This window comes from Candidatus Pelagibacter sp. HIMB1715 (genome assembly GCF_052047595.1).
GTDB lineage: Bacteria > Pseudomonadota > Alphaproteobacteria > Pelagibacterales > Pelagibacteraceae > Pelagibacter.
The window spans coordinates 39431-65748 of sequence record NZ_JBNAJY010000003.1 but is presented as its reverse complement, the minus strand read 5'-3'; the positions used below and the strand labels follow the sequence as shown (position 1 = coordinate 65748).

General features: G+C 30.6%; 23 protein-coding genes. 15 read left to right on the top strand and 8 right to left on the bottom strand.

Annotated features, from left to right (window positions below; translation table 11 throughout):
- Positions 1–62: 62 nt before the first annotated feature.
- Genes ACTTAY_RS00950 through ACTTAY_RS00935 form a run of 4 tightly spaced genes read left to right on the top strand, consistent with a single transcriptional unit; the run spans position 63 to position 5705 of the window.
- A complete protein-coding gene (locus tag ACTTAY_RS00950; protein WP_440672032.1) occupies positions 63–1094 on the top strand; it encodes a quaternary amine ABC transporter ATP-binding protein in 1032 nt (343 codons plus the stop codon).
- A gap of 3 nt (positions 1095–1097) precedes the next feature.
- Positions 1098–3251: an ABC transporter permease gene (locus tag ACTTAY_RS00945; protein WP_440672031.1), complete on the top strand. Its 2154-nt coding sequence runs from the start codon at positions 1098–1100 to the stop codon at positions 3249–3251.
- 4 nt (positions 3252–3255) lie between these two features.
- Entirely contained in the window at positions 3256–4734 is a 1479-nt protein-coding gene (glpK, locus tag ACTTAY_RS00940; RefSeq protein ID WP_440672030.1) for a glycerol kinase GlpK, read from the top strand.
- Positions 4735–4742: 8 nt separating this feature from the next.
- Positions 4743–5705, top strand: coding sequence for a 2-dehydropantoate 2-reductase N-terminal domain-containing protein (locus ACTTAY_RS00935; protein WP_440672029.1), 963 nt, complete (start codon positions 4743–4745; stop codon positions 5703–5705).
- Here the strand turns inward: ACTTAY_RS00935 and ACTTAY_RS00930 are convergent, their stop codons facing one another.
- On the bottom strand, positions 5706–7037 hold the full coding sequence (locus ACTTAY_RS00930) for an NAD(P)-binding domain-containing protein (protein ID WP_440672028.1): 1332 nt from the start codon (positions 7035–7037) through the stop codon (positions 5706–5708).
- An 81-nt stretch (positions 7038–7118) separates the two neighbouring features.
- On the opposite strand from ACTTAY_RS00930, the gene ACTTAY_RS00925 reads away from it, so the two are divergent.
- The 7 genes from ACTTAY_RS00925 to ACTTAY_RS00895 all read left to right on the top strand — a co-directional run bounded on the left by ACTTAY_RS00925 (position 7119) and on the right by ACTTAY_RS00895 (position 15364).
- Positions 7119–8195: an ABC transporter ATP-binding protein gene (locus ACTTAY_RS00925; RefSeq protein ID WP_440672027.1), complete on the top strand. Its 1077-nt coding sequence runs from the start codon at positions 7119–7121 to the stop codon at positions 8193–8195.
- Between the two features lie 113 nt (positions 8196–8308).
- Positions 8309–9631 (top strand): ABC transporter substrate-binding protein, encoded by a 1323-nt coding sequence (locus ACTTAY_RS00920; protein WP_440672026.1) that lies wholly within the window; start codon positions 8309–8311, stop codon positions 9629–9631.
- Positions 9632–9678: 47 nt separating this feature from the next.
- Positions 9679–10938, top strand: coding sequence for a carbohydrate ABC transporter permease (locus ACTTAY_RS00915; RefSeq protein ID WP_440672025.1), 1260 nt, complete (start codon positions 9679–9681; stop codon positions 10936–10938).
- The gene (locus ACTTAY_RS00910) at positions 10928–12121 is read left to right on the top strand and encodes a carbohydrate ABC transporter permease (RefSeq protein ID WP_440672024.1); all 1194 of its coding nucleotides are present in this window, start codon (positions 10928–10930) and stop codon (positions 12119–12121) included. Before ACTTAY_RS00915 ends, ACTTAY_RS00910 begins: the two co-directional genes overlap by 11 nt.
- Positions 12121–13377: an MGH1-like glycoside hydrolase domain-containing protein gene (locus ACTTAY_RS00905; protein ID WP_440672023.1), complete on the top strand. Its 1257-nt coding sequence runs from the start codon at positions 12121–12123 to the stop codon at positions 13375–13377. The genes ACTTAY_RS00910 and ACTTAY_RS00905 overlap by 1 nt, the downstream gene beginning before the upstream one ends.
- A 47-nt stretch (positions 13378–13424) precedes the next feature.
- The gene (locus ACTTAY_RS00900; protein ID WP_440672022.1) at positions 13425–14576 is read left to right on the top strand and encodes an iron-containing alcohol dehydrogenase; all 1152 of its coding nucleotides are present in this window, start codon (positions 13425–13427) and stop codon (positions 14574–14576) included.
- Positions 14576–15364: a type 1 glutamine amidotransferase gene (locus ACTTAY_RS00895; RefSeq protein WP_440672021.1), complete on the top strand. Its 789-nt coding sequence runs from the start codon at positions 14576–14578 to the stop codon at positions 15362–15364. The genes ACTTAY_RS00900 and ACTTAY_RS00895 overlap by 1 nt, the downstream gene beginning before the upstream one ends.
- On the opposite strand, the gene ACTTAY_RS00890 is transcribed toward ACTTAY_RS00895, so the two are convergent.
- Positions 15356–17041, bottom strand: a complete 1686-nt coding sequence (locus ACTTAY_RS00890) for a formate--tetrahydrofolate ligase (RefSeq protein WP_440614111.1) — start codon at positions 17039–17041, stop codon at positions 15356–15358. The genes ACTTAY_RS00895 and ACTTAY_RS00890 overlap by 9 nt on opposite strands.
- A gap of 124 nt (positions 17042–17165) precedes the next feature.
- Between ACTTAY_RS00890 and ACTTAY_RS00885 the strand changes: the two genes are divergently transcribed.
- From ACTTAY_RS00885 to ACTTAY_RS00870, 4 genes are read left to right on the top strand one after another with little or no spacing between them, the layout of a single operon-like run.
- Entirely contained in the window at positions 17166–18422 is a 1257-nt protein-coding gene (locus ACTTAY_RS00885) for a sarcosine oxidase subunit beta family protein (protein WP_440672020.1), read from the top strand.
- Positions 18423–18692, top strand: coding sequence for a sarcosine oxidase subunit delta (locus ACTTAY_RS00880; RefSeq protein ID WP_075506172.1), 270 nt, complete (start codon positions 18423–18425; stop codon positions 18690–18692).
- Complete coding sequence (locus ACTTAY_RS00875) at positions 18692–21688, top strand: sarcosine oxidase subunit alpha family protein (RefSeq protein ID WP_440672019.1); 2997 nt, start codon at positions 18692–18694, stop codon at positions 21686–21688. The genes ACTTAY_RS00880 and ACTTAY_RS00875 overlap by 1 nt, the downstream gene beginning before the upstream one ends.
- The gene (locus tag ACTTAY_RS00870; protein WP_440672018.1) at positions 21685–22272 is read left to right on the top strand and encodes a sarcosine oxidase; all 588 of its coding nucleotides are present in this window, start codon (positions 21685–21687) and stop codon (positions 22270–22272) included. Before ACTTAY_RS00875 ends, ACTTAY_RS00870 begins: the two co-directional genes overlap by 4 nt.
- Here ACTTAY_RS00870 and ACTTAY_RS00865 read toward each other — a convergent pair whose 3' ends face one another.
- The 6 genes from ACTTAY_RS00865 to ACTTAY_RS00840 all read right to left on the bottom strand — a co-directional run bounded on the left by ACTTAY_RS00865 (position 22273) and on the right by ACTTAY_RS00840 (position 26318).
- Entirely contained in the window at positions 22273–23124 is an 852-nt protein-coding gene (locus ACTTAY_RS00865; RefSeq protein WP_440672017.1) for a DMT family transporter, read from the bottom strand.
- A 20-nt stretch (positions 23125–23144) separates the two neighbouring features.
- Positions 23145–23585, bottom strand: a complete 441-nt coding sequence (locus tag ACTTAY_RS00860) for a hypothetical protein (RefSeq protein ID WP_440672016.1) — start codon at positions 23583–23585, stop codon at positions 23145–23147.
- 3 nt (positions 23586–23588) lie between these two features.
- Complete coding sequence (locus ACTTAY_RS00855) at positions 23589–24335, bottom strand: aspartate/glutamate racemase family protein (protein WP_440672015.1); 747 nt, start codon at positions 24333–24335, stop codon at positions 23589–23591.
- A 137-nt stretch (positions 24336–24472) separates the two neighbouring features.
- Positions 24473–24679 carry a cold-shock protein gene (locus ACTTAY_RS00850; RefSeq protein ID WP_075506166.1) on the bottom strand — a complete coding sequence of 69 codons (207 nt, stop codon included), beginning with the start codon at positions 24677–24679 and terminating at the stop codon, positions 24473–24475.
- Between the two features lie 123 nt (positions 24680–24802).
- Positions 24803–25270, bottom strand: coding sequence for a GNAT family N-acetyltransferase (locus ACTTAY_RS00845; protein ID WP_440614119.1), 468 nt, complete (start codon positions 25268–25270; stop codon positions 24803–24805).
- Between the two features lies 1 nt (position 25271).
- On the bottom strand, positions 25272–26318 hold the full coding sequence (locus tag ACTTAY_RS00840; RefSeq protein WP_440634380.1) for a 5-(carboxyamino)imidazole ribonucleotide synthase: 1047 nt from the start codon (positions 26316–26318) through the stop codon (positions 25272–25274).

Genomic DNA, 26318 nt, shown 5'->3' with positions numbered 1-26318 from the left:
TGAAAGGTTACAATAATTAACATTTAAATTTTATTGAATTTCATATAACTTTAAGAAGATTTATGTCTGAGACCGTTATTAAGTGTGAGTCAGTTTATAAAATTTTTGGTGAGAATGCCAAAAAAATGCTTGAAGAGTCTAACGGTAATGTAGATGCAAAAACATTTCAAGAAAACGGCTGCATAGTTGGAGTTAACAACGCTTCGTTTGAAGTTGTAAAAGGAGAAATGCTAGTAGTAATGGGTTTATCTGGTTCAGGTAAATCAACATTACTAAGATGTATTTCAAGATTGACAGACGCAACTGGTGGAAAAATTTTTATAGAAGGTCAAGATCTACTTCAATTGAATAATAAAGAATTAATTGAGCTTAGAAGAAACAAAATGGGAATGGTTTTCCAAAGCTTTGCCTTGTTGCCTCACAAAACGGTTGTAGAAAATATTGCTTTCCCGCTTCAGATAAAGGGTATTAAGACTGAAGACAGTATTAGTAGAGCAATGGAAATGGTTAAACTAGTTGGACTTGATGGAAGAGAAAATTATTTTCCAAGAGAACTTTCAGGAGGTCAACAACAAAGAGTTGGGATTGCTCGGTCTTTAGCAGTAGAACCTGATATTTGGTTTTTAGATGAACCTTTTTCAGCATTAGACCCATTAATAAGAAAAGAAATGCAAGACGAGTTTTTAAGATTGCAAGAAAAATTACAAAAAACAATTATGTTTATTACTCATGATTTTGACGAGGCTTTAAAATTAGCGGATCGAATTGCGATCATGAAAGATGGTATTATAGAACAGCTAGATACACCTGCCAATATTGTTTTAAATCCAGCTACAGAATATGTAAGAAAATTTACTGAAGAAGTTCCGAGAGAAAAAGTTTTAGTCATTGAAGATGTAATGGATAGTTCAAATAAAGATAATTTAGGAGATATAAAAGTTTCAAAAGATGACATTATCGAAAATGTTGCAGAAAAAATTCTTACCCAAGAAAAAATTGTAGGAGTGGTGGACTCCAATAACAATATTATTGGTTCAATAAAACCTTCAACAATTATTGATACAGTTTTTGGAGGAAGAAAAAATAATAGCTAGACCATGGAATATTTAAAAAAATACCCAAAGTTGTTTCAATGGATATTTTTGCTGGTTGTATTTTTTGCTCTATGTTTTGCAATAGATGTTCCTGAAACTTATAAATTTATAAGAGGCCAAGCAGAATTTGTAAAAGATCCTAACCAAAGTGTTTATTTTTTTCTAGGTAAAGAAGTCAGATATTATGCGTTTGATGTGTTTTGGAGATTACCGCCTTTACTTGGATGGTTGCCTATTTGGATAAACGACACGTTATTTTTCTTAATGAATGAGTGGATGCCAATGGAGTTTTGGAATGAAGATACTCAAGAGTTTAAAACGAGACCACTGTTATTAGAGATTAGTAGAAATTTAACATCTTTTATGACGTTTTTGATTGAGTTAATTAGAGAAATTTTGCTTGGAGGGTTAGAAACTATAGTTGCATTCACTAGCTGGGATTTTATTGATGCTTATCCTTGGTTAGAATTACCAGGTTTACCTTGGACTATCGTTGCAGCAGGAGCAACAATACTTGCATATAAACTGAGTGGTATAGGACTTGCTTTATTTGCAGGTTTAACAATGGTCTATATTTCAATCTTTGGTCAGTGGAAACCTTCAATGCAAACACTTTCTTTTATATTAGTGGCTGTTCCTCTGTCATTTGCATTCGGTATCAGTTTAGGTATTGCTGCTTACAAAAGCAAAAGAGTAGAAAATGCTTTGTATCCAATTCTTTTAGTGATGCAAACCATGCCTCAATATGCAGTATTAGTTCCTGCGCTTGTTTTATTTGGTGTTGGTGATCATGCAGCTGTAATAATTACAATGGTAGTAGCAGTTCCTCCAATGATTTTATTAACCATACTTGGACTACGAGCAGTTCCTCCAGAAGTCATTGAAGCAGGAAGAATGAGTGGTTGCACAAACTGGCAGTTAATGACCAAAGTTCTTATCCCAACCGCAAGAAGAGATATTTTAATTGGTGTTAACCAAGTTATTATGGTTTGTTTTTCTATGGCAGTGATCTCTGCGTTTATTGGTGCTAAAGGATTAGGATTTAATCTATTGCTTGCTTTAAATCAACTTAACATCGGGTTAGCTCTTGAAGCAGGTTTATGTATTAGTTTGATTGCAATTCTATTAGATAAAATGTCATTAGCGTGGGCAAATCAACAACAAGATTATTTCGGCAATCTTACTTTCTTCCAAAGAAATAAAAATATTATATTTTTTGGTGGATCAGTATTTGTTGGAGCTATTCTTGCATATATCGGAACATTTATTTTTAAAGATACATTTAATTATTTATTTGAAGTTCCACATAACAAAGGATTTTCAACAGCTGATTTTTGGAACAAAGGTGTAGATTGGATTTTTGATACATTTTTTGTTTATATAAAAGCATTTAATACATGGTTAATTACAGAAGTGCTTCAACCAATGAGAGCTATGTATCTAAGAATGCCAGCTGTTGCTACTTTAGTGTTAGCTGTAGGTGCTGGTTATTTAATTGGAGGAATTAGATCAGCGTTAGTTGTTGCCGCTTTAACTTTATTTATAGCATTAAGTCCATGGTGGGATAGAGCATTGGTTACATTGTACATGGCAACTTTTGGAGTAGTTGTTTCTTGTTTAATAGGCTTTACAGTTGGAACTTTATGTTTTCAAAACAAAAAGTCTGCAGCATTTATGTTAGGGGTTTGTGATATTTTTCAAACATTCCCATCGTTTGTATACTTAATTCCAGTAATGATGCTATTTGGAATTACAGATACTTCAGTTTTAATTGCAGTAATTGTTTACGCAACAATTCCAGCAACCAGATATACTATTGAAGGGTTAAGAAGTGTACCTGCTGGTTTGCATGAGGCAGCAACTATGTCTGGTGTTAATAAATTTCAAAGATTAACTAAGATTGAATTTCCATTAGCTTTCCCACATATGATGCTTGGAATAAATCAAACAATCGTATTTGCTTTATTTATGGTCATTATTGGAGCCTTTATTGGAACAGAAGATCTAGGCCAGTACATTTTAAAGGCATTGTCAGATAAAAATGGAGCTGGAATAGGATTAACTCTAGGTATCTGTGTTGCTTTCATAGGATTGATTTTTGATAATTTAATCAGAACTTGGGTTGAGAAAAGAAAAAAACACTTAGGCATAGCTTAGTCCATTGAAAAAATTTATTATTTCTATTGATCAAGGAACAACATCTTCAAGAGTAATTTTATTTGACACAAAAGGTAATATTGTTTTTGTTTCACAATATGAGTTTAAACAATATTTTCCAAAAAATGGATGGGTAGAACATAATCCAAATGAGATCTGGTCCACAACACTTAAAGCTTTAAAACAAGTAATAAATAAAGCCAAAAAATTAAAAGGTCACATACTTACAATTGGAATTACAAATCAAAGGGAAACAACAATTCTATGGAATAAAAAAACAGGAAAGCCAATTTATAATGCAATTGTATGGCAAGATAGAAGAACCCAAGATTACTGTAAATTGCTTAAGAAAAAAAATTATGAAAATCTATTTAGAAATAAAACTGGATTATTTATAGATCCATATTTTTCAGCAACAAAAATTAAATGGATTTTAGATAATGTTAAAATTTCAAAAAAACTTCTTAATTCAAATGATTTATTGTTTGGGACTGTAGATACATTTTTAATTTGGAAATTAACAAAAGGTAAGCAGCATTTAACTGAAGCATCTAATGCAAGCCGAACAATGCTGTATAATATTAATAACAATAAATGGGACAAAGAAATTTTAAAAAAACTAAATATTCCACTTAAGATTTTACCAGAAGTCAAAAACTCAGCAGATAATTTTGGAAAAACAGATAAAAAAATTACAGGGGTCGAAATTTCAATTTCCGCAGTTCTTGGTGATCAGCAGGCTGCAGCATTTGGACAAACTTGTTTTGAAAAAGGATCTATAAAAAGTACATATGGTACTGGTGCATTTGTTATTATGAATACTGGTCCAAAAAAAATTAATTCGAAAAACAAATTACTGACTACTATTTGCTATCGATTGAATAATAAAAATACTTACGCCTTAGAAGGTTCAATTTTTATAGCTGGCGCAGGAGTACAATGGCTAAGAGATAAAGTAAAATTGATCAAAAAAGCACCTGAAACTGAAAAAATTTCAAAATCATCTAAAATTAATGATGGTGTTTTTGTTGTACCAGCTTTTAGCGGAATGGGAGCACCTTATTGGAGACCAGATGCAAGAGGAGTAATCACAGGACTAACAAGAGACAGTGATTGGAAAAGTATAGTAAGAGCAACCGTAGAATCTGTTGGTTATCAAAGTTTTGATTTGTTTGATTCAATGAACAAGGATGGTTTGAAACCAAGAATAGTTAAGGTAGATGGTGGAATGGTTGCAAATAATTGGTTCACACAATTTTTAGCTGACATTATTAATTTAAAAGTAGTTAGACCAAAAATATTAGAGACAACTGCTTTGGGTGTAGCTTTGTTAGCTGGACTTCAAATAGGAGAATATAAATCTTTAAATCAAATCAAAAATATGTGGAAAAAAGATCGTGTTTTCTCTCCAAATATTAAAAAAACATTAAGAAACGAACTTTTAGCGGGGTGGAAACTAGCAATTAAAAAAACTTTAGCGTAACAATTCTTATGAAAAAAGTTTTAATAATAGGAGCGGGCGCAATGGGTGCTGCATTTACTTTTCCCCTTGCTGACAACAATCATAAAGTAACTTTAACCGAGCCTTACAGCAAAGATCTCTTAAATAAATTAATAACAAAAAAAAAATTTCATCCAGCATTAAAACTTAAATTATCAAAAAAAGTTTCTATCAAAAAATTTTCATCAGAATTACTTAATGAAAAATGGGACTTAGTTATTGTTGGAGTAAGTTCTATTGGAATTGAAATGGTTAGACAGCATTTAAAAAATATAAAAAGAAAAGTTTCTATTCTCGTTTTGACCAAAGGTCTTAAATATGATCGAAATAATAAAAAAATTATTACTATGTCTGAGCAGCTAAACAAAGGAAATCAAAATTTAAATATTTCAGTTTTAAAAGGACCTTGTTTGGCAAAAGAGTTAGCAAAAAAAATCAAAAGTTATACCGTGATAGCAAACAAGAATATTAATATTGCAAAAAATATAGGAAAATTAATCTCAACTAAATATTACAAAACAGAATATTCAAGTGATGTAAAAGGCATTGAATTTTCATCTGCAATTAAAAACATATATTCAATGATTATTGGATCGGGTGAAGGTGAAAATACTGCTTCAGCTTTATTTAGAAAATCATTGGATGAAATGGAATATTTAATAAAATATTTCAGAGGTAAAAAAGAAACAGTTCATGGGTTAGCTGGAGTGGGTGACTTATATGTTAGTGCAGTTGGGGGAAGAAACAGCAAAATGGGTGAATATTTAGGAGAAGGTTTTACTTTTAAATTTGCAAAAAATAAATTTATGAAAAATGACACAGTAGAGGGCGCAGATCTAGCTAAAGAGATTGCACCCTACATATTGAAAAAAATTAATAAAAATAAAATACCACTTATGCATGCACTATTAAGTGCAATCACAAAAAATAAAAAATTAAAACTTAACTATTAATTATTTATTTAAAAAAGTCTTCATCGAGTCGTCCATCGCAGTTTCCCATGGAGTATGGTGTATAGGTGCAACAGAACCTGTAACAGGCGATGAAAACGATTTGTTTCTGTAAGTTAAGATATCTTCTACTTTATGATGTTCCCATTCTTTGAAATGTTTTCTGATTAATTCAAAATCTATTTTTGGATAATCAGACATATCATGAAGTTCTTTTGTGTACTCAGTTTGAAAATCAATCATTTGATCTGGGTTTTCTAATTTTTCCTCCATAGCAACCCATTTATTGATATCTTTATTGATTTCATCAGCACTTGGCATTTTAATTTTTCCCATGATCACATCTCTTGCAAACCAAGCTTGGCAATCAAACATATTAAAAGTATGGAATTGGTCTTGCATACCAAGATATAAAAGTTTGTGATTATCTTGCCAAACAACTCCTTTATACAATTTTGGCGGATATAATCTGTTATGTGTTTTTAACTTTATGCTTTCATCTAAAAATGGAAAGTGATGCAAGTAACCTGTGCACAAGATTATTGCATCTGCATCTTGTTCAGTACCATCTTTAAAAATTGCTTTTTTTCCTTCCAATCTATCCAGATAATGAACTTCTTTCATACCTTTAGGCCATTTAAATCCCATAGGTGCATTTCGATATCCAATAGTTACACTTTTAGCCCCATATTTATTACACTGTAGAGCAACATCTTCAGCTGAATAACTACTTCCTAAAACAATCACATCTTTTCCTCTAAATTCCTCGGCATCTCTAAAATCATGTGAGTGCATTATTCTTCCTGGAAAAGAATTCATTCCTTTATATTCAGGAATAAAAGGAACTGAGAAATGACCAGTAGAAACAACTAAATAATCAAATGTATCTTTTGAAATTTCATCTTTAACTTTGTCTTGATAGGTTATTTCAAATTTTTCATTGCTGAAAGTTACATTTGTAACTCTTGTGTTTAGTTTTATTTTATTTTTAATTTTGCCTTTGCTTACTCTTCCAAGAATATAATCTTGCAAAACTTCTCTTGGCGGAAAAGAAGGAATTGGTTGTCCAAAATGTTCATCAAAAGAATAATCTGCAAACTCTAAACATTCTTTAGGGCCATTTGACCACAGATATCTATACATACTATTATGAACTGGGTCTCCATATTGGTCACTACCTGTTCTCCAATTATAATTCCACAAACCTCCCCAATCTTCCTGTTTTTCAAAACAAACTATTTCGGGAATTTTTTCACCTTTATTTTCTAAGTGTTCAAATGCTCTTAACATTGATAGACCGCAAGGTCCTGCTCCAATAATTGCAATTTTGCTCATTGTGTTTTCTCCAGTTTATAAATATGCTAAATAAATATAATCAAATATAAACTCAAAATACAATATAAATATTAATTTAAGATGGCAGAGATAAATATTTCGAACATAAATAAATCTTTTGGATCTACACATGTCATTAAAGATGTATCTCTAGATATTAAAAGTGAATCTTTCACTGTATTAGTTGGACCAAGCGGATGTGGTAAATCAACAATGTTAAGAATGATAGCTGGTTTAGAGGAGATCAACTCAGGAACAATTTCAATAGACGGACAAGTTGTAAATGATCTTCCACCAAAAGAAAGAAATATAGCAATGGTCTTTCAATCTTATGCATTGTATCCACATATGACAGTTTTTGACAACATGGCTTTTGGTTTAAAGATTGAAAAAAAATCTAAAGAGGAGATTACCGAGAGAGTTATGGAGGCTGCTAAAATTCTTCAAATTGAAGAATACTTAGAGAGAAAACCAAAACAATTGTCAGGAGGACAAAGACAAAGAGTTGCAATTGGTAGAGCCATTACAAGAAAACCAAAAGTATTTTTATTTGATGAACCATTGTCTAACTTAGATGCGGCTTTAAGAGTTCAGATGAGAGTCGAACTTGCTAAATTGCATGATCAATTAAATGCAACAATGATTTATGTTACACACGATCAAACTGAAGCAATGACACTTGCAGATGATATAGTTGTATTGGATCAAGGTATTGTTTCTCAAAAAGGATCACCTTTAAAATTATACAATGAGCCTGAAAATTTATTCGTTGGGGGTTTTATTGGTTCACCAAAGATGAACTTTATTAATTCTAAAGTTATAAGCTCTAATAATTCTGGAACAGAAGTTGAAATTTCAGGACAAGGAAAAATTATCGTTACAAAAACTTCAGATAAAGTTTCACCTGGAGATAATGTAAAGATTGGTATCAGACCTGAGCATATCTTAATAAATAGTGGTGAAAAATGTTGGGAGAGTAAGGTATTTGTGATTGAAAAATTAGGTTCATCTACTTTTTTATATCTAGAAAAAGAGGGAGAGCCATTAGTAGTCCAAACTGATGGTGCTAGCAAAGTCAACGTTGGAGATAGTCTTAGTTTAGGATTCGATCTAAGCAAATGTCATTTATTCGACAGCAATAATTTAGCCTTTAAATAAAGGTTTTTTTTATAGTTTTTGAAATTACCTCATAACAGGGATGACACTATTGCATAAGAAATTTTTTCTAAAAAATATTAAGGTTTAAAAAAATTAATTAACAAGAGGTAATTATGTTTAAAAAAACTTTAATACTATTATCTGCTGTAGCATTTTTTGTAAACAATGTTGCTTTTGCAGATATTAAGTTTTGGACAACTGAAACTCAACCAGCAAGAATGGCTAAGCAAGAAGATATGGCTAAAGCATTCGAAGCAAAAACTGGTATTGCAGTTGAGGTTATTCCAATCGATGAAAAAGAATTAGGTAAAAGAGCAACAGCTGCAGCTGCAGCAGGTGATTTACCTGATGTAATTTATCATACACTGCAATATGTTTTGCCATGGGCTGAAGCAGGAATTTTAGATGTTGATGCTAACAATGATGTAGTTAAAGAGTTAGGCAAGAAAACATTTGCACCAGGTGCTTTGAACATGGCTAAAAAAGGAACTAAGATAGCCGCTGTTCCTGTAGATGGTTGGACACAAATGATCGTTTATAGAAAAGATTTATTTAAAAAAGCTGGTTTAGAACCACCAACAAGTTATGAAAACATTATTAAAGCAGTAGAGGCATTATCGTCTGACGATATGTTTGGTTTTGTTGCTGCAACTAAAACAGATGAAAACTTTATGAGTCAAGTTTTAGAGCATGTTTTATTGGCTAACGGAGTGAATATAGTAAAAAAAGGTAATCAAGGCTGGAAATTAAAAAGAGCTTTAGAGTTTTATAAAACAATCGCTAAAGCAAGTCCTGAAGGTGAATTGTACTGGAAACAGTCAAGAGAACTTTACTTTGCTGGAAAAACTCCAATGATTATTTGGTCTCCATTTATTATGGATGAACTTGCTGGCTTAAGAGATTCAGCACCACCAACAATTAATGATGACCCAACATCATCTGAACTTGCATCTAGAACTGGTTTTATAACTAATTTTAGTGGACCAGGTAATAAAAGTGGTGCTGCTTGGGCAGATATTAGATACTTTGGAATAACAGCAGATGCTGACACTGATGAAGCAAAACAATTTATAATGTATTCAATGGATGAAGGTTATACGAGTACATTATCAATTGCACCAGAAGGTAAGTTTCCTGTAAGAAGAGGTAACTCAACTGATCCTGAGGCTTTCACTAAAGCTTGGAGTAAATTACCAGTTGGTGTTGATAGAAAAGCTGCTTTGACAGATTTGTACTCAGCAGATGTTATCAATAATATTGTTGCTGGTTTAGATACAGCGAGTAGATGGGGAGTTAAAGAAGGTGAACTTTCAAAAGCATCTAAAATAATCAATTCTCAATTCTTAAACCGTATCACAAGATTGTATATTGATGATCAAATTGATGTTGATGAAGCAGTTGATATGATTAACAAAGCACTAAAACAGTTCAATTAATTTTAATTTTTTAAAAAAGCGGATAATATTAATTATCCGCTTTTTTTATGAGTAATTCACTTTCAAAAATAGAAAAAAGGACTGCCTATGCTTTAACTTTGCCAGCAGTTCTAATTGTATTTGCAATAGTATTATTTCCAATATTTTCAAACGTTTGGATTAGTTTTAAAGAAGTTCAATTAAAAGATATAAGAATTCCAGAGCCACGAGCCAAAAAAATAGTTAAATCTATTAAAAACGAAGATTCAAAAATTAAGATTATCTATAAATTAAGAAATAGCTCATTAATTCAAGACATTAGAGATGTTAAATTTCAGGATAAATTCCCAAGCAATGTTAAATCAATTGATTTAGATGAGAGATGTAAGTTCGCATCAAATAAAGTTCAGTGTGATTTCGGCGACTGGTCAAAAAAATACAGAGAGCAATTTGTAATTTTTTTTGAGACAAAAAATGGTGAAAAAATTGATAAAAAACAATTTAAATTAAATAAACCTAATTTAAAAGGAAAAGCAGATAATATTCTTCTAACAAGTGATTTTACTTTATCAAATTTTAAAAAAGTAATCACAAACTATGAATTTAAAGATTTATTATTAACAACATTTTATTATACTTTTTTTGGAACAGTGGGTGCAATTGTTTTTGGAATTTTGTCAGCCCAAATGGTAAATCAAAAGTTTAGAGGTCGAAGCTTTGTACGAAGCACATTACTTTTTCCCTACGTAGCTCCTGTTGTGGCCTTAGCTTTTACATGGGAACTTTTATTAGATCCTAATAGTGGTACTTTAAACAACCTGCTACTGAATTATAATATTATAGATAAGCCAATAAATTTGTTAGGTCAAAAATATTTATCAATTTTTGTTTTCGGTTTTGAATTTAAATTAAGATTAGCTCTAACAACTGTTATTATCTTTGAAATCTGGAGATATTTTCCTTTAGCGTTTCTTTTTATATTAGCAAGACTTCAAGCAGTTCCTAAAGAACTTTATGAGGCAGCAGATATTGATGGAGCTGGGCCTTACAGTAAATTTATAAATATAACATTGCCACAGATTACAGCAGTTATTTCTATTTTATTTATGATTAGATTTATTTGGAATTTTAATAAGTTTGAAGATATTTTTCTTTTAACAGGTGGTGCATCAGGCACTAGAACACTTCCAATTAATGTTTATGAACAGGGATTTTCGATAGGAAATATTGGGATGGGATCAGCTGTATCGATGGTGATTGTAATGTTGCTTTTATTTTTCATGTTAATTTATTTTAAACTTATAGGAAAGAGAGCCAATGAGAGTTAAATCAATTATCACTTTCAGTACAATTTCCTCATTTTTTTTATTTTCTCTAATTTCTATTTGGAAAATTCTTTCTACATTACAAGGAATTGAACTTAAAACTTTAAATTTCAATTTTTATTTTTTAAGTGGAATTATAATTTCTATTATTTCAATTTTGTTAAGCGAAAAGTTAAACAAATTATCTAAAGTGATTTTATTAGCATCTGTGTTTGTATTGATTGATTATTTTAATAATAGTTCTTTGCCTATTTGGCATTATATAGGTACATTTTTGATCCTATTATTTTTTGTTAATAAGCTATCTAGCTATAACAAAAAACATTTTAGTTATGATTTTTCAGCACAAATTATATTTTTTGATTTTTTAACTTTATTTGGAATAATTTTTTTTTCTTTTGTAATTTTATTCCCATTTTACTTGATGTTAGTAACAAGTTTCAAAACTCAAGCTCTTTTATTAATTAATCCTTTAGATTTCAGTGTTGATTTAACACAAGATATAAAAACCTTATTCAAATCCTATATTGTAGTTTTTACTGAATATAATTTTGGCAGGTACATGCTTAACAGTTCAATTGTGTCAGTAGGTACGGTTATAATTACTTTATTACTTGGGATTCCAGCAGCTTATGCCGTTGCAAGATTGAACTTTTTTGGAAAACATTTTTTGTCTACATCTATTCTAATTATATATATGTTTCCTGCGATAGTGCTCGTAATTCCTCTCTACACTGTTTTTAGTCAGTTAGGTTTAAGAAATTCTGTATTTGGATTATTGATTATTTATACGGCCACAACACTGCCAGTGGCAATTTATATGCTCCAAGGTTATTTCAAAAGTATACCAAAAGAACTTGAAGAAGCAGGTATAATGGATGGACAAAATTGGTTTGGAATAATTGTTAAAATCATTTTACCTTTAAGTTTACCAGCAATTGCCTCTGTAGCGTTATATGTATTTATGATTGCTTGGAATGAATTTTTATTTTCACTAATGTTTTTGGACAGTCCTAGCTCATTTACATTATCAAGAGCAATACAGTTCTTAAATGTAGGAGCTGAAACGCCAAGACAATATTTAATGGCTGGTTCAGTAGTTGTAACTTTACCAATTTTATTTATTTTTGTTTATTTTGAAAAATATTTAGTTAGTGGATTAACATCAGGGAGTGTTAAGGGTTAATGAGTTTGTTAAAAAAAGAAGCTGAAAATATTTTATTAAATAATAGGCGTGAGGGATATACTCTGCCTACAAATAATAAGTTATACCCAGCTCAATGGAATTGGGACTCAGCATATATAGCACTCGGTTATTCTTATTTTAATAAAGAATACGCAATAGTTGAGTTAGAAAAGTTGTTCGAAGGACAATGGTCAGATGGTATGGTTCCTCATATTTTATTTCATCAAAAGGATGAAAATTATTTTCCTAATCACAATACTTGGCAGTGTGGTAACAAAATTCCATCATCTGGTATAACTCAACCTCCTATAGTCTCAAGTATTTTAAAATTAATTTTAGATAAGAATGAATTTAGTTCGAGTGAAATGGAAAGAATTTTGAACTTAATAAAAAAAACAAAAAAATATTTAGAATGGTTTTATAAATATAGAGACCCAAATGATACTGGTTTAGTGTCAATATTGCATCCTTGGGAAAGTGGTACAGATAATTCACCTTTATGGGATTTTCCTTTAAGTAAAATTTTAATTGAGGAAAATCTTGAATACAAAAGAAGAGATTTGGATGTTTCAAGTAGTGATGTACGACCACTTAAAAGGGACTATGATTGTTACATTACTCTTTTAAATCAGTTTAGAAATGAAAAATATAATCCTGAAAAACTCTATGATATTTCAATGTTTAATGTCGCTGATATAGGTTTTAATTCTTTATTTTTGAAAGCTTGCAAAGATCTAGTCTATATTGCAAAAAATAATAATATTGACTGCACATCAATACAAAAAAAAATAATACAAACAGAGAATAAATTAATTAGTTTATATAACAAAGGTGATAATTCATTTTTCTCATTTGATATTTTAAATAATCAATCGTTAGAAATCCCCTCTATTACAAATTATTTTATTTTGTTTGCAGATATTCAAAATAAAGAAATTAATAATTCGATAATTCAAAGTTTAAAAAAGTATAATTCGAATGAAAAATATTTCTTTTCGTCAATAAAGCCTGATAGCAAATATTTTGAGGAGATAAGATATTGGAGAGGACCTGTTTGGATTAATTGTAATTGGATCTTATACAAAGGATTATTAGAAAAAGATCCTGAATTTGCCAATAAAATAAAATTACACACTTTGGATTTAATACATGAAAAAGATTTTCATGAATACTACAGTTGTAAATCAGGAACTCCTTATGGAGCTAATAATTTTTCTTGGTCTGCTGCATTATATTTAGATTTAATAAATAATTAATTTTTAAGTGATTAATTAATCAAATAAATATATTCTTTATAAATAATATGAATTGGAATTATCCCACTACTATTTGGTTTGGAGCAGGTAAAATAGAAGATCTTGCAAACGCCTCTTTGAGCTTAAAAATTAAAAGTCCACTTTTTGTAACCGATAAAGATCTCTTAAATCTTCCAATGACTTCAAAAGTAATTGAAAAATTAAAAAATGACTTTGATCATTTACAAGTATTTTCACAATTTTCAGGAAACCCAACTGGAAAAAACGTAATGGAAGGGGTCTCTTTATATATAGAAAAAAACTGCGATGGAGTAATTGCCTTTGGTGGAGGTAGTGCATTAGATGTTGGAAAGGGGATAGCTTTTATGTGCGGTCAAAAAAGACCTATATGGGATTTTGAAGATATAGGTGATTATTGGACAAGAGCTGATGGAAATAAAATTTCTCCAATTATAGCGGTTCCAACTACTGCAGGAACAGGCTCAGAAACAGGAAGAGCTTCAGCCATCATTAATGAAGAAACAGGAATAAAAAAAATAATTTTTCATCCAAAAATTTTACCTTCTATTGTAATCTTAGATCCAAATTTAACCAAAGATCTTCCACCAAGAATAACAGCTGCAACAGGAATGGATGCACTTGCTCACAATCTTGAGGCTTTTTGTGCACCTGGATTTCATCCAATGGCAGATGGAATTGCACTTGAGGGTATGAGATTAATTAAAAATTCTTTAATAGAAGTTTATAAAAATGGTAAGAACATAGAAGCTAGATCTGAAATGTTAGCGGCATCTAGCATGGGCTCTACTGCTTTTCAAAAGGGTCTTGGTGCAATACATTCTCTAAGTCATCCGATAAATGCACAGTTTGATGTACATCATGGTTTAAGTAACGCGATATTTATGCCTTATGTTTTAACTTTCAATAAATCAATTATTGAAAACAGAATTATATCTATTTGTAATTATCTTAATCTAAATAGTACATTTGAAAGCTTTTTAGAATGGATATTAAATTTGCGTAAAGAATTAAACATACCTCATAAACTTTCAGATGTTATGGATTGTAATGAAATTGATTTAGAAAAACTTTCTTTAATGGCATTTGAAGATCCATCTACAGGAGGCAATCCAAAAAAAATAACACAAGATGATTTAAAAGAGATGTATAAAAAAAGTATTTCAGGAGAATTATTTTAATGAAGAAAATTTTGGTAGTAGAAGGTAATTTACAAGAGGAAAATCAAAGTTTTACAGAAGCAGGTATTCAAACTCATACTGAAAGCTTAAAACATAGTCTTTCTCATTTTACTGATCAACTAAATATAGATGTAGTTAATCCATCTTCAGATGAAAATATAAGCGAGAATATTGATCCATTAGAAAGTTATGATGGTCTTATTTGGGGTGGAAGTAGTTTAAATATTTATAACAAGACACCTGAAATTTTAAGACAAATAGAATTTATGAAAGAGTGTCAGAAAAAAATTAAAAAAGTTCTAGCGATTTGTTGGGGGATGCAAGTTGCAGTAACTGCCGCTGGTGGTGAAGTAAAAAAAGCTGAGAAGGGGTCACACCGAGGGATTGCAAGAGATATTGAAATTAATGAAAATGGTTTAAATCATCCATTATATAAAAACAAAAATAAAAAGTTTAATACTCCAGCATTTAATTTTGATGAAGTTGTAACTCTTCCGGAAAATTCGAAACTGCTAGCTTCGAACCCAATAAATAAAGTTCAAGGTTTAAATTTTAAAATTGGAAATTGTGATGTGTGGGGCCTTCAGTATCATCCAGAAATTACTTACAATAAAATGATAAACTTAATTATTTTTAGAAAAGATAGACTTATTGAACGTGGTGCTTTTGAAGACCAAAATCATATTGATGATCACATTAAAAATATAGAAATAGAAAACAAAAAATTAGATAAAATTTCCAGAATGAGGGAATTAGAGAATTGGTTAAATTATCTTAACTTAGAATAACCCTTCAATTTCACCTTTTTCATTAAGTTTAATAGAGTCAGCTGCTGGGACTCTTGGTAATCCAGGCATAGTCATGATGGCACCGCAAATAACCACAATAAATTCTGCTCCTGATGATAGCCTTACTTCTCTCACTGGTAACGCATGACCTGTCGGTGCTCCTTTAAGATTTGGATCTGTTGAAAAACTGTATTGAGTTTTAGCAACGCAAATTGGTAAATCACCATATCCAGCTTCTTCAAAGTTTTTAAGTTGATCTCTAATTTTTGTATCAGCGATCACCTCATCTGCTCTATAAATTTCTTTTGCAATAGTCTCTATTTTTTTAAACAAAGGTGTTTTACTTTCGTATAAAAATTGAAATTTAGCTTCATCTTTTTCACACAATTCTGAAACATGAGCTGCTAATTCTTTTGTACCTTCACCACCATTTGCCCAATGAGTACATAGACTTGCTTTAACACCTAAATTATCACAAAAATCTATAAGTGCTTTTACTTCATTATCAGTATCTTTTATAAAATGATTAACTGCTACTGCTACCGGTAAACCAAACTTTTTAACATTTTGAATATGTCTTTCTAAATTTACCAACCCTTTTTTTAAAGCTTCAACATTTTCATTCTTTAAATCATCTTTAGCAACACCACCGTGCATTTTTAAAGCTCTTATAGTTGCAACAATTACTACACAGCTCGGTTTTAAATTTGATTTTCTACATTTAATATCTAAAAACTTTTCTGCACCAAGGTCAGCACCAAATCCTGCTTCGGTTACAACATAGTCTGCTAATTTTAAACCAGTCTTTGTTGCAATAACTGAGTTACAACCATGAGCAATATTCGCAAATGGACCACCATGAATAATTGCAGGATTGTTTTCTAAAGTTTGTGTAACATTAGGTCTGATAGCTTCTTTTAAAAGAACTGTCATAGGACCTTGAGCATTTAAGTCTTTCGCATAAACTGGTTTTTTATCTCTAGTGTACCCAATAGTGATATTTCCAATTCTTTTTTCTAAATCTTCCAAATCATTTGATAAGCAAAAGATTGCCATTATCTCTGATGCAACTGTGATATCAAAACCATCTTCTCTAGGAAAACCATTTGCTACACCACCTAAATTTATATTTATGGATCTTAACGATCTATCATTCATGTCCATAACTCTTTTCCAAACAATTCTTCTAACATCGATATCCAGTTTATTTCCCCAATAAATATGATTATCGATTAACGCTGATAATAAATTATGAGCTGAAGTAATTGCATGAAAGTCACCTGTGAAATGTAAATTTATTTGTTCCATTGGAACGACTTGAGCATAACCTCCACCAGCTGCACCACCTTTCATACCAAAAGAAGGACCTAAGCTTGGTTCTCTAAGACATACGATAGATTTTTTTCCAATTTTATTTAAACCATCATTTAATCCAACCGAAGTTGTAGTTTTTCCTTCTCCTGCTGGAGTTGGAGTAATAGCAGTTACTAAAATTAATTTTCCATCTGGCTTGTCTTTTAGTTGCTCTAAATATTCTAAATTTATTTTTGCAATATGTCTGCCCATAGGACTAAACGCAGAGCTTTCATCAGGTACATTTATCTTTGCTAAAATATCATTTATTGGTTGCATTTTAGCTTCTCTAGCTATCTGTATATCTGATTTTACTTCGCTCATTCGTTATCCTTTATTATAAATTTTTTTGCATAATAATTATCTTATTTGAGATTTTTCGAAACTTCTAAAATATATATATAAAAAAAATAAGAACTATTTAAATTCATTAATATAAAATTCAAATATGCAAAAGTATTCTATTTTTAGCTTGGTTAAAAATGCATTAACAGGTCATCAAAATTGGGATTTAGCTTGGAAAGATCCAAATCCTAAAGAAGAGTACGATGTTGTTATCATTGGGGGTGGTGGTCATGGTTTAGCTACCGCATATTATCTAGCTAAAGAACATCAAATTACAAAAGTAGCCATCATTGAAAAAGGATGGATTGGCGGTGGAAATGTTGGACGTAACACTACAATTATTAGATCAAACTACATGCATGATGAAAATGGTCTTTTCAGTGAGTTTGGAATGGATCTATGGAGAAAGATGAGTCAGGACTTAAATTACAACGTAATGTTTTCTCCAAGAGGAATTATTAATCTTGCACACTCAGATGCACAAATGAATGCATATGCAAGAAGAGGAAATTCGATGAGATTAAACGGAATTGATGCAGTTCTTTTAAACAGAGAAGAAGTAAAAGAATTAATCCCAATGGCTGACTTTTCAGACAACGTAAGATTTCCTATCTTTGGTGGATTGATGCAACCAAGTGCTGGAACTGCTCGTCATGATGCAGTTGCTTGGGGGTATGCACGTCAAGCAGACTCTATGGGGGTAGATATAATTCAAAATTGTGAAGTTACAGGTTTTGATGTTTCTGCAGGAAAAATAAAAGGGATAAGAACATCGAGAGGAAATATTAAGGCAAAGAAAGTTGGTCTATGCGTTGCTGGTAGCACAAATATTTTAGCAGAAAAATTAAATATGACTTTGCCAATTGAAACTCATCTTTTACAAGCTTGTGTTTCTGAACCAGTGAAACCAATTTTAGACAAAGTTGTAACTTTTGGTGCAGGTCATTTTTATATTAGTCAATCAGACAAAGGTGAAATGGTAATGGGTGGAGACCTTGATGGTTACAATAGTTACGCTCAAAGAGGTAATCTTCCAACATTACAACATGTTTTAACTGAAGGAATTGCGATGATGCCATTTTTAAGTAAATTAAAAATGCTAAGAACTTGGGGTGGGATTATGGACATGTCAATGGACGGTTCACCAATAATTGATAAAACTCATATTGATGGTTTGTATTTAAATTGTGGATGGTGTTATGGAGGCTTTAAAGCAACTCCAGCATCAGGATGGACATTTGCACATACTATTGCTCAAGATAGAGTTCATGAATTAAATGCAGGATACAGTTTGAACAGATTTAGTACTGGTCATCTTATTGATGAAAAAGGTCTTGGTACAAAAACTTGGATTTCATAAATGTTACATATTAAATGCCCACATTGTGGAATGAGATCTCAAAATGAATTTTCTTATGGTGGAGATGCTACTGTTAAAAGACCAGAACTAAATAAAGAAGTTACAGATCAAGAATGGGATAACTTCGTATACAATAGAGTTAGTCCTAGAGGAAAACATTTAGAACTTTGGCAGCATTTATCTGGTTGCAGACAGTGGATAAAAGTTGAAAGAGATACTGCAACACATGAAATTTTTAAAACTTATAAAGCTAACGAAGAAATTGCTTAATGACTCAGAGTTATCGAATAGAAACAGGTGGCTTAATTAATAGAAATAAAAAAATTTCTTTTAAGTTCAACGGTACATCTTATTTTGGTTATGAGGGTGATACATTAGCTTCAGCTTTACTCGCAAATGGTGTTCATTTAGTTGGTAGAAGTTTTAAATATCACAGACCCAGAGGGTTTTTTGGTGCAGGAGTTGATGAACCTTATGCAGTTGTTCAACTTTATAGAAATGGTGAAACGGAGCCAAATATTAAAGCAACTGAACAAGAATTATTTGAAGGATTAGAGGCAAACAGTGTTAATTGTTGGCCAAGTGTTAACTTTGATATTGGAGCTATAAACAATTTTTTAAAAATATTTTTACCTGCTGGATTTTATTATAAAACTTTTATGTGGCCAAAAAGCTTTTGGTACAAAATTTATGAGCCATTTATAAGAAAAGCAGCTGGATTAGGTGTAGCTTCAACAAAACACGATAAAGAGAGATACGAACATAAATACGAGTACTGTGATCTTTTAATTGCTGGGTCTGGACCATCAGGTTTAGCGAGCGCCTATTCTGCAGCCAAAAATGGAGCCAAAGTTATTTTAGCTGAAGATAAACCAAGATATGGCGGTTCATTATTAACGAGTGATGTGAATATCGGTAACCAATCTGGAAAAGATTGGGCGGACGGTATTATTTCAGAATTAAAAGAGATGCCTAATGTAACCGTAAAAAATAGATCTCAAGTTTTTGGATACTATGATCACAATATGTTGGTAATGTCTGAAAAAGTTAGTGATCATTTACCTAAAACTAAAAAATACCATCCAAACAAAAGACTTTGGTACATTAGAGCAAAAGAAGTTCTAATTTCATCTGGATCAATCGAAAGACCAATTGTTTTTGGAAACAATGATACTCCTGGAGTAATGCTTTCATCTGCAGCTAAAGAATATTTAAAAGTTTATGGCGTCTTAGTTGGAAAAAAACCTTTAGTATTTACAAACAATGATAGTGGCTATGAAACTGCAATTGAATTTAAAAAACATGGAGTTGAGCCTATAGTTTTAGATTCAAGATCAAATCCACAATCAGAAATTATTGATGAAGCAAAAAATTTAGGAATTAATATTAAAAATTCATATGTAGTAGTTGCAGCACAAGGTTATAAAAAAGTAAAATCAGCTGATGTGGCAACTATTTCTGAAGACAAGAAAACACTTAGTAAAATAGAGAATATAAATTGTGATTGTATATGTGTTTCTGGATTTTGGACACCTACAATTCATTTGGCATCACAATCAGGAAATAAAACTAAATTTAATGAAGAGATAGACGCGTTTGTTCCAGGAGTTTCAAAACAAAATGAAACAACTTTGGGAGCTGCTAATGGTGTATTTACACTAGAAGAAACTTTAAAAACATCATTTGAAAAAGGAAAAGAATTATCAAAAAAAATTACTGAGAAAGATAACGAAATATCTATTCCAAATGTAGTTGAAAAAAAATATTCTAAACATGATAAGTTTTGGTGTGTTCCATTACCAAAAGGTAAAAGTTATAAAAGATTTTTAGATTTTCAAAATGATGTTGCTGTTTCTGATGTAGAGATTGCATTAAGAGAAGGTTATAGATCAATTGAACATGTAAAAAGATATACCACTTTAGGTATGGCAACAGACCAAGGAAAAACAAGTAATTTAAATGGATTACAATTAGTATCTGAGATTGAAAATAAAGTTGTTCCGTCTGTTGGCCACACAACTTTTAGACCTCCTTATACACCTATTTCAATAGGTGCTATTGTTGGTAGAGAAGTAGGAAAGCATTCAAAACCAACAAGAAAATCTCCAATTCACAATTGGCATGAAGAGCATAACGCTGTTTTTGTTGATGCAGGAGTTTGGTTAAGACCAAGATACTATAAAAGAGGAAACGAAACTTTGTTCGAAGCTTCAAAGAGAGAAGCGAAAAATGTAAGAACAAATGTTGGTGTTTGTGATGTAACAACTCTTGGTAAGATCGACGTTAAAGGTCCTGATGCTGCTGAATTTTTAAACAGAGTATACACAAATGCATGGTTGAAGTTACCTGTTGGAAAAGCAAGATATGGAGTGATGTTAAGAGAAGATGGGATAGTGATGGATGATGGTACAACTACTAGAATTTCAGAAAACCACTATCACATGACAACAACTACTGCTCAAGCAGCGAATGTGCTTTCGCATTTAGAGTATTATTTGCAACTTGTTTGGCCTGAACTTAATGTAAATGTAGTTTCAACAACTGAGCAATGGGCGGGAGCTGCCATAGCTGGTCCTAAATCAAGAGATTTATTACAGAAATTGTTTCCTAAAACAGATGTATCTAATGAAGGTCTTCCATTTATGGGGTATGTCGAGGGTGATTTATTTGGTGTTAAAGCTAGAATATTCAGAATTTCATTCTCAGGTGAATTAGCTTACGAAGTTAATGTTGAGTCTGATAACGGAAGATTTATGTGGGAAAAAATAATTGAACTTGGAGAAGAGTTTCAAATTCAACCATATGGAACTGAAGCACTGTCTACACTTAGAATTGAAATGGGGCATGTTGCAGGTTCTGAATTAGATGGAAGAACAATTCCTTACGACAATGCATTAGAAGGGTTATTGAGTAAAAAGAAAGACTTTATTGGAAAAAGATCATTACAGAGAGCAGCTTTTGTAGCTGAAGATAGACAGCGAATTGTAGGCGTTGTTCCATTGGATAAAAAAACTAGTATTCCAGAAGGTTCACACTTAGTTAAAGACGCTAACGCTCCTTTGCCGAATAAAAAATTAGGTCATATCTCAGCCTCTTGTTGGAGTGTTGAGCATGATAATCCATTTTCACTAGCAATATTAAAAGATGGAAAAAATATGATTGGAGAAAAATTATTTGTAATGTCTCCATTAAAAAACAAAGTTATTCCAGTAGAAATAGTTTCATCACATTATGTTGATCCAAAAGGAGAAAGAGTTAGATCATGAGTTTAATTTCAGCTTTAAATAATGTGCATGCAAAAGGTCAATTTGGAGATTTTGAAGGTAAAGATGATAAAAATTTACTTTCAATATCTGAAACTACTAATTTATTAATAGTACAGATAGTTCAGTATAAAAGTTCAAAATCATCATTAGACAATATGCAGGTAGATGGCCTAAATTTAAGAGATAATCCATCTATAGTTACCTCCAATGATAACACAAGAATACTTTGGAACGGTCCAAGAAATTGGATTTTAGTTTCTAAGAAAAAGGACACTTTAAATGAAATAGAGCAAAAATTTAATGATAATGAATTTGCAATAACAGACGTATCTCATTCAAAAGCAATAATTGAAATTGAAGGTAAGGAGGCTAAGGAAGTTTTAAAAAAAGGATGCCCATTTAATTTTGGTGAGCTAGAAAAAAATCAATGTTTAAATTCTACTTATAACGGAATGTCAGTAACTATTGATATGCTTAATGATGATCCAGATAAATTTAGAATATTTGGATTAAGAAGTTTTGGCGAATCTCTTTATCACTCAATAACAGACGCATCTTTAGAATTTGGATATATTGCAAAGTAATTATTTATCTCTAGTAGCAATATAAACACCAATAGTAGCTATAAAAAATCCTAAAAGATCTAAATTAGATAATTTCTCATTTAAAAATAACCATGCCATGAACGCAGATGTTGGAGGAATTAAAAAAAATATCGAAACTGTTTTGCTTGCGGAATTTTTTTTAATTAAGAACATAAGTATTGTGAATGCTCCAAAGGACACTAAAAAAATTTGATGACTCATTGCAATTATAAATGTTTTTGAAAATTCAATGTAAGGATCAGCAAAAAAAATTATAATTAATAAATGAAACGAAAAACCCCCAAGTGCTTGGTTCATATTACTTACTGATAAGGGCAGGTTGTTGCTTATTGTTTTTTGCCAAAGAGTTGAACTTGTTATTGCTATCAAAGCTATAATGGTTGCAATTAATCCAGCAGTTGGAATTTTTGACCCAATTTCAAAACCGAGAACCAATGATGCCCCAACAAATCCCAATAAAACACCTATCCATTGTTTAATAGAAACCTTCTCTTTAAGTATTGGTCCACTTAATACGTTAGTTAGTATTGGCTGAAGAGTTACAATTAAAGCAGCAAGGCCAGTAGGCATTCCAATAGAAATTGAATAAAAAACACCTCCTAAATAAAATCCATGAAAAAGAACTCCACTGAAAAAAGATTGTAAAAAATTTTTCTTACTTACAATTATTTTCTGCCTTGAGTAGATAGAAAAAATTAAAAAACCAAATGCTACGAGTGCAAATCGAAAGGCTAATGCAGCAAAAGGATCGCTGTAATCAATGATTGGTTTTGTAGTTATAAATGCGGATGACCAAAGTAAAATAAATATAAATGGGAATACCTTAATCACTGTAATTAATAAATTTAAATTTAATCAATTAAATTTAATTTAATCAAATTTTTTTGCTTAGTTTCTTTGCACCACATTTCGTAACTTTCACACACTCTCCAAAGATGATTAAAGGCTCTTTGAGACAATTCCAAAGGGAAATGAGTTTTTGTATAATACAATTTTGGTATTTTAAGCAAAAATTTAACCATAGAATCTTTTTGAATGTCTAAAAGTCTTAATGTTTCTTCATTAATTTTCTTACCAGTAATTTTATCAATAAAATTGTTATCTTTTAATTCAGATATCCAATTTTCATGAAATTCTCCTGAGCTAATAAAATCATAATCTTTTGTTGTCATGAAAATCTCGAATGCTTGGATGTTATTAACTTTAGGATTTTGGTTTTTTATCTCAATTATTTTAGAATATATTAGTTCAGCAACTCTTAAAACGTAGGGCTTATCAATTTTAGATGTCACTGTTTATCTTTTGTGTTTCTGCATTGCAGAGTGAGCAAGAATTAAATTTGGATCTAAAAATATTTTTGAAGATTTAATATTCTTGAATGATTTAAAGGCAAATATTGCAATTGGTAACTCAGTACAACCTAAAATTATTTTTTTACACTTCATTTTTAGCAAATATTTTATAGCTGGTTTAATAGCTTTTTCAGCAGCTCTAACATTGCCCATTTTTACAAACTTGATTGCTTTATTTACTGAATTTTTTTGAAGATTTTCAGATGGATTAACCAATTGATAGGTCTCGTCAAAAAATTTATTATACACTCCAGTTTTTAAAGTACCTTCAGTGGCCAATAAACCAACTTTTGAATTTTTTTTACAGTTCTTTTTTGTAAATTTAAAAACTTCTTTTGGCATATTTATAATTGGAATACCGATTTTTTTTTGTAGATCATCAAACCAATAATGTGCTGTGTTACATGGGATAACAATAAATTTGCATTTATTCTTTTCTAATAACTTACAGCCTTCAAGAAGACTTTTTAAAACTTTATTATATTTTGTTTTATTAGATTTATTTGAATTTAGATTTGATAAGTTTTTTGTTTGAGTACCTATAGACTCTGGCCTTCCCGGAATATTTGATTTGTTATACAGAACAAATAAAGGATATTCTTGATCAATTTTACCTCTATTAAGTACTGCAAGCTTATTGCAAAAATCAAGACCAGCTTGAGTACCCATTCCACCTAAAATTCCGATCATAAATTTTTTATTATTTTAAATACAACTTATATAATTAAATTTTTTGACTAAAAGTTGTTTTTTATAAGATTTGGTACTGGCTGAATAAAATTGTTTATTAAAAAATAAAATTTTTTCAGCCAATAGGAAGTGTGAAATTATGCAGTTTTTAAGTTAACTGCTGAAGGACCTTTAGGACCATCTTCAACATCGAAAGTCAAAGCTTGACCCTCATCTAAACCGTTCATACCAGCATCTCTAACTGCTGAAACATGTACAAACACATCTTTTTCTTTGTCTTCTCTTTCAATAAAACCAAAACCTTTGGTTGGATTGAACCATTTTACTTTACCTGTTAGACTCATATTATTTCTTCTTACTTTTTGTTATATTAATTATTACTTAAAATTTATAATTAAGTAATCTTGGCTTTCTTTAGATTTTAATGGGTTTTGTCAACAAAATAGAGAAATTATTCGATCTTATTGTCAATCTGTAGCAATCAATTTAGTCAAATAAACAGAATTAACATCTTCTTTATAATGAGCAAAAGGTTCACAAGGCTCAAAACCACAAGATTTAAAGAGTTTTCTAGCAGGAATAAAAAAATTTCCAGCACCTGTTTCAATACTTAATCTTTTAATATCTAATTTTTTTGCCTCACTTATTAAATGATTAATAACAATAACACCGTGTCCTTTTTTTCTAAAATTGTCATGAATTCTAATTGATTTAAATTCTCCGTGACCCTCATCTAAAAATTTTAATGCACCACATCCCATTAATTGATCGTTGTTATATAAACTCCAGAATTTAATCGATGGAACTTTAAGACCAGGGATGTCTAAAACATGAGCACTTCCCTCTGGTGAGGCAGCTCTAAGCTCAACAAAATGCTTAGTTAAAAGCTTGTGAACTTCTGGATCATCAAAATTTCCCTCAATTGATTTTAACATATTATTCCAGAATAGTGATATGACCCATTTTTCTTTTATCTTTAATTTCTTTTTTTAAATAATCAAAAAAGAATTCATTATCTTTAAGTTTTGGAGAATTTCTATAGTGAGATATTTGATCTCCTAGTAAATTTATCATTTTTGCATTTGATAATTTTTTTAAAGGTATCTGTTCAAGTCCACAAACAGCTCTGATGTGATTTTCAAATTGACTTACATTAAAAGCATTAATTGTTAAATGTCCAGAATTATGAACCCTTGGAGCAATTTCATTTACATAAAGATTATCATTTCTATCTATAAAAAATTCTACACATAGAGTACCAACATATTTAAGTTCTTCAGCAATAAGTATTGCCCAATCTTTAGATTGATTAAATATTTTTTCATTTATATCTGCAGGTATTTTAGAATGTTTTAAGATCTGATCTTCATGGGTATTTTCTATAGGTTCATAGATTTCATATTTATTATTACTAAACCTAGTTATGATAATTGATATCTCTTTTTTAAGTTTGACCAATTTTTCTAAAATATATCCTCTTGATAAATCTAATTTAAGATTTTTTAATTCTTCTGATGATGAGACAGGGTGTTGCCCTTTACCGTCATAACCTAATGTTGTAGTTTTAATTATACCTGGTAAAAAATCTTCAAGGACATCAATATCAGATTGATTTTCAACTGAGACGTATCTAGTTGTTCTTATATTTAATTTATTTACAAAATCTTTTTCTGCTAATCGATGTTGAATTAATCTATTTACCGAAGGTTTTGGTAAAACTGGTTTTAACTTGTTGATATCATTTAATGTTTCATATGGAATGTTTTCGAATTCATAAGTTACGATATCAACTTTGTTTACAAATTCATTTATTTTTTCTTTATCGTCATATTTTGCACCAATAAATTCGTCACAAAAATTTTGAGCTGGTGCTTCCAAATCATCACAAAAAATTATTATCTTTATCCCTAATTTTTTTGCAGCAATTGCAAGCATACTTCCTAATTGGCCGCCACCAATAATCCCAAGAGTAATATTAGACAT

Bases quoted from the DNA above. Each gene is read 5' to 3' on its own strand.
- ACTTAY_RS00900 (WP_440672022.1), top strand. From the start codon at position 13,425: ATGAATTGGAATTATCCCACTACTATTTGGTTTGGAGCAGGTAAAATA.
- ACTTAY_RS00885 (WP_440672020.1), top strand. From the start codon at position 17,166: ATGCAAAAGTATTCTATTTTTAGCTTGGTTAAAAATGCATTAACAGGT.
- ACTTAY_RS00950 (WP_440672032.1), top strand. From the start codon at position 63: ATGTCTGAGACCGTTATTAAGTGTGAGTCAGTTTATAAAATTTTTGGT.
- ACTTAY_RS00875 (WP_440672019.1), top strand. From the start codon at position 18,692: ATGACTCAGAGTTATCGAATAGAAACAGGTGGCTTAATTAATAGAAAT.
- ACTTAY_RS00845 (WP_440614119.1), bottom strand. From the start codon at position 25,270: ATGTTAAAATCAATTGAGGGAAATTTTGATGATCCAGAAGTTCACAAG.
- ACTTAY_RS00890 (WP_440614111.1), bottom strand. From the start codon at position 17,041: ATGAGCGAAGTAAAATCAGATATACAGATAGCTAGAGAAGCTAAAATG.
- ACTTAY_RS00895 (WP_440672021.1), top strand. From the start codon at position 14,576: ATGAAGAAAATTTTGGTAGTAGAAGGTAATTTACAAGAGGAAAATCAA.
- ACTTAY_RS00840 (WP_440634380.1), bottom strand. From the start codon at position 26,318: ATGTCTAATATTACTCTTGGGATTATTGGTGGCGGCCAATTAGGAAGT.
- ACTTAY_RS00935 (WP_440672029.1), top strand. From the start codon at position 4,743: ATGAAAAAAGTTTTAATAATAGGAGCGGGCGCAATGGGTGCTGCATTT.
- ACTTAY_RS00850 (WP_075506166.1), bottom strand. From the start codon at position 24,679: ATGAGTCTAACAGGTAAAGTAAAATGGTTCAATCCAACCAAAGGTTTT.
- ACTTAY_RS00925 (WP_440672027.1), top strand. From the start codon at position 7,119: ATGGCAGAGATAAATATTTCGAACATAAATAAATCTTTTGGATCTACA.
- ACTTAY_RS00880 (WP_075506172.1), top strand. From the start codon at position 18,423: ATGTTACATATTAAATGCCCACATTGTGGAATGAGATCTCAAAATGAA.
- ACTTAY_RS00905 (WP_440672023.1), top strand. From the start codon at position 12,121: ATGAGTTTGTTAAAAAAAGAAGCTGAAAATATTTTATTAAATAATAGG.
- ACTTAY_RS00930 (WP_440672028.1), bottom strand. From the start codon at position 7,037: ATGAGCAAAATTGCAATTATTGGAGCAGGACCTTGCGGTCTATCAATG.
- ACTTAY_RS00910 (WP_440672024.1), top strand. From the start codon at position 10,928: ATGAGAGTTAAATCAATTATCACTTTCAGTACAATTTCCTCATTTTTT.
- ACTTAY_RS00920 (WP_440672026.1), top strand. From the start codon at position 8,309: ATGTTTAAAAAAACTTTAATACTATTATCTGCTGTAGCATTTTTTGTA.
- ACTTAY_RS00855 (WP_440672015.1), bottom strand. From the start codon at position 24,335: ATGATCGGAATTTTAGGTGGAATGGGTACTCAAGCTGGTCTTGATTTT.
- ACTTAY_RS00870 (WP_440672018.1), top strand. From the start codon at position 21,685: ATGAGTTTAATTTCAGCTTTAAATAATGTGCATGCAAAAGGTCAATTT.
- ACTTAY_RS00945 (WP_440672031.1), top strand. From the start codon at position 1,098: ATGGAATATTTAAAAAAATACCCAAAGTTGTTTCAATGGATATTTTTG.
- ACTTAY_RS00915 (WP_440672025.1), top strand. From the start codon at position 9,679: ATGAGTAATTCACTTTCAAAAATAGAAAAAAGGACTGCCTATGCTTTA.